Annotated in this window: 7 protein-coding genes and 1 pseudogene; 5 read left to right on the top strand and 3 right to left on the bottom strand. The window is 73.0% G+C overall.

Annotated features, from left to right (window positions below; translation table 11 throughout):
• Positions 1–563: pseudogene (locus tag LE181_RS31230) on the bottom strand (hypothetical protein); the annotation flags it as partial.
• Positions 556–1,548, bottom strand: coding sequence for an alpha/beta fold hydrolase (locus tag LE181_RS31225; RefSeq protein ID WP_225664926.1), 993 nt, complete (start codon positions 1,546–1,548; stop codon positions 556–558). The pseudogene LE181_RS31230 and the gene LE181_RS31225, both read right to left, overlap by 8 nt.
• Positions 1,549–1,697: 149 nt before the next feature.
• Here LE181_RS31225 and LE181_RS31220 point away from each other — a divergent pair, with 149 nt between their 5' ends.
• From LE181_RS31220 to LE181_RS31205, 4 genes are all read left to right on the top strand, one after another.
• Complete coding sequence (locus tag LE181_RS31220) at positions 1,698–1,925, top strand: Rv3202a family protein (RefSeq protein WP_225664924.1); 228 nt, start codon at positions 1,698–1,700, stop codon at positions 1,923–1,925.
• A gap of 170 nt (positions 1,926–2,095) precedes the next feature.
• Entirely contained in the window at positions 2,096–2,734 is a 639-nt protein-coding gene (locus tag LE181_RS31215; protein WP_190063387.1) for a TetR/AcrR family transcriptional regulator, read from the top strand.
• Positions 2,735–2,885: 151 nt separating this feature from the next.
• Positions 2,886–3,113: a DUF3107 domain-containing protein gene (locus tag LE181_RS31210; RefSeq protein ID WP_225664921.1), complete on the top strand. Its 228-nt coding sequence runs from the start codon at positions 2,886–2,888 to the stop codon at positions 3,111–3,113.
• Between the two features lie 224 nt (positions 3,114–3,337).
• Positions 3,338–3,616, top strand: coding sequence for a hypothetical protein (locus LE181_RS31205; protein WP_225664919.1), 279 nt, complete (start codon positions 3,338–3,340; stop codon positions 3,614–3,616).
• A gap of 44 nt (positions 3,617–3,660) precedes the next feature.
• On the opposite strand, the gene LE181_RS31200 is transcribed toward LE181_RS31205, so the two are convergent.
• A complete protein-coding gene (locus LE181_RS31200; protein WP_225664917.1) occupies positions 3,661–4,419 on the bottom strand; it encodes a ferritin-like fold-containing protein in 759 nt (252 codons plus the stop codon).
• 515 nt (positions 4,420–4,934) lie between these two features.
• On the opposite strand from LE181_RS31200, the gene LE181_RS31195 reads away from it, so the two are divergent.
• Positions 4,935–6,339: DEAD/DEAH box helicase (locus LE181_RS31195; RefSeq protein ID WP_308103652.1), on the top strand; the 1,405-nt coding region annotated here is incomplete at its 3' end.

The raw sequence follows: 6,339 nt of genomic DNA, 5'->3' as shown, positions 1-6,339 counted from the left end.
GGGCGGGGGCCGGCGTCGTCGTCCGGGCGGCGGGCGGCGGGCGGGGTGAGGCCGGACATGTAGCCGGTGGCGGAGTGGGTGTGCCCGGCGGGCGCGGTGGGTGCGGCGGGCGGCGTCCGGTCGCGCTGGGCGCCGATGACGCCCCAGCCGAGGACGGGCTCGCGCTGCTCGGGGTGGCCGGAGCGGGCGGAGGGGCGGGCCGCCTCCTCCTGGCCGGGGCCGGCGCCGGGACCGGCGCCCGAGCCGAGGCCCGCGCTGTAGCCGGCGTCGTAGTCGGGGCCGAAGCCGGCGTCGAAGCCGGGGCCCGCGTCGTAGCCGGGACCGGCGTCCCGGCCGGGGGCGAATCCGGCGTCGAAGTCCGCCGCGAGCTCCGCGGCGTCGGTGCCGGAGGCGGCGCCGCGCCGGCGCCCGCTGCCCGGGCCGGGCACCGGGGTCACCGCCTCGGGGGCGCGGCCGTGCACGGTGGGCCCCTGGCCCTCCGGGGCGCGGCGGCGGCCCGTACCGGGGGCGGCAGCGGCGGACCCGAAGCGGGTCCGTTCGGCGCGTGCGCTGTGTTTACCCACGGGGCGGGGCGCTCCGTTCCGGTGTCGTGGCAGTGTCCGCGAGCAGTTCCCGGAAGGCGCGAGCCACCACGTCCGGGTCCTCCATCATCGCGACATGGCCCGCCTGGAGAAGCGTCAGCAGCCGCGAGTCGCGGAATGCCTTGCTCGCACGGTGGGCCATGCGGAGGGAGACGAGCTGGTCGCGCGCTCCGTACACGAGCAGAGTAGGGGCAAGGACCTTCTCCGCCTGACGCCACAGCGAATGCTGTCCGCCGAGCGTGTACGCGTCGACGATGCCGCGGGCCGAGCGGGCCATGACGTCCCAGAAGTAAGGGAGCTCCAGCCTGCGCTCGTACTCGGCGACGGCGAGGGCGAAGCCTTCGGGCGTCACCAGTGCGGGATCGCCGTAGCACAGGGCGAGCACCTCGCGGGTGCGGCGTTCGGGCGTCCAGTCCTTGGTGGCCCGGGCGAAGAGGGAGACGACGCCGGGCACGGCGAGCAGGGCGGTGGGCACCGCCGTGCGCTGGGGCCGCAGCTCTGGCAGGGCGGGTGAGACGAGGGTGAGCGTGCGGACCAGGTCCGGACGGACGGCGGCCACGCGGGTGGCGACGGCCCCGCCCATGGAGTTGCCGATGAGGTGGACCGGACCGCGGGCGGTGGCGTCGAGGTAGCGGATGACCACGCGCGCGTACCCGGTGATGGAGTAGTCGCCGTCCTCGGGCGGCGGGGCGTCCCCGAAGCCGGGCAGGTCCAGGGCCTCGCAGTCGACGACGTCCGTGAGCCGCTCCATCAGCTCGGACCAGTTCTGCGAGGACCCGCCGAGGCCGTGCAGGCACAGGGCGGGCGGCAGCGCGCCGGGCGCGCCGGCGGACGGGCGGGAGCGCACGGTCAGCGTGATCCCGGGCAGGGCCACCGTGCGCAGCTCCTCCCCCGCGCTGACCCGCGAGGAGCGCGTGGGCGGCACCACGGGCACGGCGCGGGCATCCGGCGACTCGGTCGAAGACATGCGGGCAATGTTACGAGACGATCACGCCCGAACCTTTGTGGCGGCGGTCACAGATCGCCTGGCGGTCGTCAGCGCCGTCTCCTAGGCTGCAAGCAGGTGTATGAAGGAGTACCGAGGGCGCCATCCCGGATACCGGAAAGGGATCCCGTATGCCTGTCGACCCGACCGATCCCGATACCTTCGAGGACGAGGACGAGGACGCCGTCGTGCTCACCACCGACGTGGAGGCGCCGGAGGCCGATGCCGCCGAGCAGCACGCCGACCTCGCTCCGCAGCGCGACGACCGGCTGGAGCACATCGACCGCGACGTGGCCAACGAGGCCGACCGCGCCGAGCAGGCGCGGGTGGTGGAACTGGACGAGGACGACTACCGCTGACCCTCCCCCGGGGCCCGGGCCGGGCGTACTGCCTGGATTGGGGGGTTTGTCGACTTCCCACAGCGTCCGGTCCGTGAAATTCTCCGCTCCGACCACGCACGGCCCGGTTACCCAAAAGTACGATGGCGGGCGCGGTGCACACCGTGCACGGAACGAACATGGGAGGCGGCGTGACAGCCATCGAGCAGACCGAGGCGCGCCCGCGGGGCACGCGCCTGCCGCGCCGAGCCCGACGCAACCAGCTCCTGGGCGCCGCCCAGGAGGTCTTCGTGGCGCAGGGGTACCACGCCGCGGCGATGGACGACATCGCCGAGCGCGCGGGCGTCAGCAAGCCGGTGCTCTACCAGCACTTCCCCGGCAAGCTGGACCTCTACCTGGCGCTGCTGGACCAGCACTGCGAGAACCTCCTGCAGGCCGTCCGCACCGCGCTCGCCTCCACCTCCGAGAACAAGCTGCGTGTGGCGGCCACCATGGACGCCTACTTCGCCTACGTCGAGGACGAGGGCGGCGCCTTCCGCCTGGTCTTCGAGTCCGACCTGACCAACGAGCCGGCCGTGCGCGAGCGCGTCGAGCGGGTGTCGCTGGAGTGCGCCGAGGCGATCAGCGACGTGGTCGCCGAGGACACCGGCCTGTCGAAGGACGAGGCCATGCTGCTGGCCGTGGGCCTGGGCGGCGTGTCCCAGGTCGTCGCCCGCTACTGGCTCTCCAGCGAGAGCGCCGTCCCGCGCGAGACGGCGGTCCAGCTGCTGACGTCGCTGGCGTGGCGCGGCATCGCCGGCTTCCCGAAGGTCGCGCACGAGCAGCACTGAACCGCTCCGCGGCGGTGTTCGCTGCGAGCGTGCGGGCGGGGGCCCGGCTCGCCCCCGTACCGGGCTAATGTGTGGAACGTACGGCGCGGCTGGCCGCGCACCCCTTCCCGGGGCTTCGCCACGGGGACCGCAACCTTCGGAGGGACAGACCGTGGAGGTCAAGATCGGCGTGCAGCACGCGCCCCGCGAGATCGTTCTGGAGAGCGGGCTGGCTGCCGAGGAAGTAGAGCGCGCGGTGGCCGAGGCGCTCGCCGGCAAGGCACAGCTGCTGAGTCTGGTGGACGACCGTGGCCGCAAGGTGCTGGTCCCGGCCGACCGGCTGGCGTACGTCGAGATCGGCGAGCCGACCGTCCGGAAGGTCGGATTCGGCGCGATGTGATCGCGTGATGATCGTGTGAGGTCCGGCTCCGGCCGGACGCGAACGGCGGGGCCCCGGTGCGAAATTCACCGGGGCTCCGCCGTTGTCGTAGGTGCGGGTCGTGTGTGAATGTCGTACGTGACGCCGGACCGGTGACGAGGGTTGCTGGGCTCGGTCATGGGGTAAGACCGCTACGACCGATTTGCACCCCCTGCTTCTCGGCCACCTCATGGGAGGGAATGAGCATGATCCTCTGGGAAGCGCTCGGCTCGGTCCTGATCGGCCTCGCCGTCTCCTACGGAGCCCTGCGCTGGCTTCCCACGCGCTACGGACAGTTCCGCTCCCGCGTGCTCACCCTGGCCACCGGACCGGTCGCCGCGCTGTTCGGCGCGCTGCTGGCCCACTCGGTGCTCGGGCCGGGCCACGCCGTCGCCACCCTGGCGGTGTCCCTGGGCGTGGCCGTGGCGCTGCTCTCCCTCCTGCTGCGCCCGGCCGGCCGGGCCCGCCGCTCAGCCACGGCTTGAGGCGGGCCCGCCGGGATCCGCCGGTGGGCGGTGTCGCGACCGCCTCAGGCCGCCAGGCCCAGCGCGGCCATCCGCTTGGTGTGCGCCTCGGTGATCCGCGAGAACATCTTGCCGACCTCCGCCAGGTCGAAGCCGTCGGCCACGCCGCCCACCAGCATCGTGGACAGTGCGTCACGGTCCGCCACCACGCGCTGCGCCTGGGAGAGCGCCTCGCCCATCAGCCGCCGGGCCCACAGCGCGAGCCGCCCGCCCACGCGCGGCTCGGCCTCGATCGCGGCCCGGACCTTCTCGACCGCGAACGACGCGTGGCCGGTGTCGTCGAGCACGGTCAGCACCAGCGCGCGGGTGTCGGAGTCCAGGCGCGCCGCGACCTCGCGGTAGAAGTCACTGGCGATCGAGTCGCCCACGTACGCCTTGACCAGGCCCTCCAGCCAGTCCGAGGGCGCCGTCTGGCGGTGGAACTCGTCCAGCGCGGCCGCGAAGGGCTCCATCGCGGCGGTCGGCGGCGCGTCGATGGCCTCCAGGCGGTCGCGCAGCCGCTGGAAGTGCTGGAACTCGGCGGCGGCCATCTTGGCCAGAGCGGCCTTGTCGTCGAGGGACGGGGCCAGCTTGGCGTCCTCCGCGAGCCGCTCGAAGGCGGCCAGCTCGCCGTAGGCGAGCGCGCCGAGCAGGTCCACGACGGCCGCCCGGTACTGCGGGTCGGCGGAGGCGTGGGCCCAGTCCTGGGCGGCGATCCCGGTGTGCTCGCCGGCCGCGGTGGTGCCGGTCTCGGTGGCGTTCTCTGGCGTGTCGGGCGTCTCCATGCAGCGAACGATAGCCCGCCACGCGACACGACGAACCCCCTGGTCAGACAGTTCATCCTGATCCGGACACGCGATTGTCCGGACACACATGCGCCTTTCCGGGGTACAGTGCTAATAGGCCAGCCGAGTATTCGGCGGGCCGAACTCATGCTGTGTCTTCTGGAGGCGCGTCTTCAGGACTGCAGCGGATGCCCGGTCGGTGGCCCGATCGGCTTCCACAAAACCGACCGCCCTCCGCGCGGTACGTACGGGACGTACGCACACCAGGAGGGATCCGCTCGCGGCACGTGTGCACGAGCGAAGGCAGTGGTCCCGCGCCACCCGGCAGCCACCGGCAGCCGGCAGCACTACTGGCGCGGTCCGTACGACCCCTCGTACGACCCCCTTCGCCGCCTCGCGCCGCGTCTCACAGAAGAGGCAAGATTCTGTCCACTTTCCGAGACCTCGGGATTCTGTCCGAAACCGCCGAAGCGCTCGAAGCCGTCGGCATCGTGAATCCGTTCCCCATCCAGGAGATGACGCTCCCCGTCGCCCTCTCGGGCTCCGACGTCATCGGCCAGGCCAAGACCGGCACCGGCAAGACGCTGGGCTTCGGCCTGCCCCTGCTGGAGCGCGTCGTCGTCCCCGCGGACGTCGAGGCCGGCCGGGCCAAGCCCGAGCAGCTGACCGACGCCCCGCAGGCCCTGGTCGTCGTCCCCACCCGTGAGCTGTGCCAGCAGGTCACCAACGACCTGCTGACCGCCGGCAAGGTCCGTAATGTCCGCGTCCAGGCCATTTACGGCGGACGCGCGTACGAGCCGCAGGTCGAGGCGCTCAAGAAGGGCGTCGACGTGGTCGTCGGCACCCCCGGCCGCCTGCTGGACCTCGCCGGCCAGAAGAAGCTCAGCCTCGCGCACGTCAAGGCCCTCGTCCTGGACGAGGCCGACGAGATGCTCGACCTCGGCTTCCTGCCCGACGTGGAGCGCATCATCACGATGCTCCCCGTCAGGCGGCAGACGATGCTCTTCTCGGCCACGATGCCGGGCGCGGTCATCTCGCTCGCGCGCCGCTACATGTCGCAGCCCACGCACATCCGCGCCACCTCGCCGGACGACGAGGGCCAGACGCACGCCAACATCGCCCAGCACGTCTTCCGCGCCCACAACATGGACAAGCCGGAGATGGTCGCCCGCATCCTGCAGGCCGAGGGCCGCAACCGCGCGATGATCTTCTGCCGTACGAAGCGGACGGCCGCGGACATCGCCGAGCAGCTCACCCGTCGCGGCTTCGCCTCCGGCGCGGTCCACGGCGACCTCGGCCAGGGCGCCCGCGAGCAGGCGCTGCGCGCCTTCCGCAACGGCAAGGTCGACGTCCTCGTCTGTACGGACGTCGCCGCGCGCGGCATCGACGTCGACGACGTCACGCACGTGATCAATTACCAGTCCCCCGAGGACGAGAAGACCTACCTGCACCGCATCGGCCGCACCGGCCGCGCGGGCAAGTCGGGTACGGCCGTCACGCTGGTCGACTGGGACGACATCCCCCGCTGGAAGCTCATCAACAAGGCGCTGGAGCTCCCGTTCGACGAGCCGGAGGAGACGTACTCCACCTCCGCGCACCTGTACGAGGCGCTGAGCATCCCCGCCGGCACCAAGGGCATCCTGCCGCGCTCCGAGCGGAAGCTCGCCGGCCTCGCGGCCGAGGAGATCGAGGACCTCGGCGAGCCGGGCGGCCGCGGACGCGGCCGGGACGGCCGCCGCGGTGGCCGCGACCGTGTGGAGGAGGAGCGTCCGGCCCGTACGCGCACCCCGCGCCAGCGCCGCCGCACCCGCAACGGTGAGCCGGTGTCCGCCGAGGCCGCGTCGGCCGCCGGTTCCGGCACCCCGTCCGAGGCCCCGGCCGCCGTCCGCTCCGACGCCCCGGAGACGCCGGCCCGGCCGC

The sequence above is a fragment of the Streptomyces sichuanensis genome (assembly GCF_020328095.1).
Lineage (GTDB): Bacteria > Actinomycetota > Actinomycetes > Streptomycetales > Streptomycetaceae > Streptomyces > Streptomyces cinnamoneus.
Note: the sequence above shows the minus strand (reverse complement) of the source record. Positions and strands in the feature narration are given on the sequence as shown.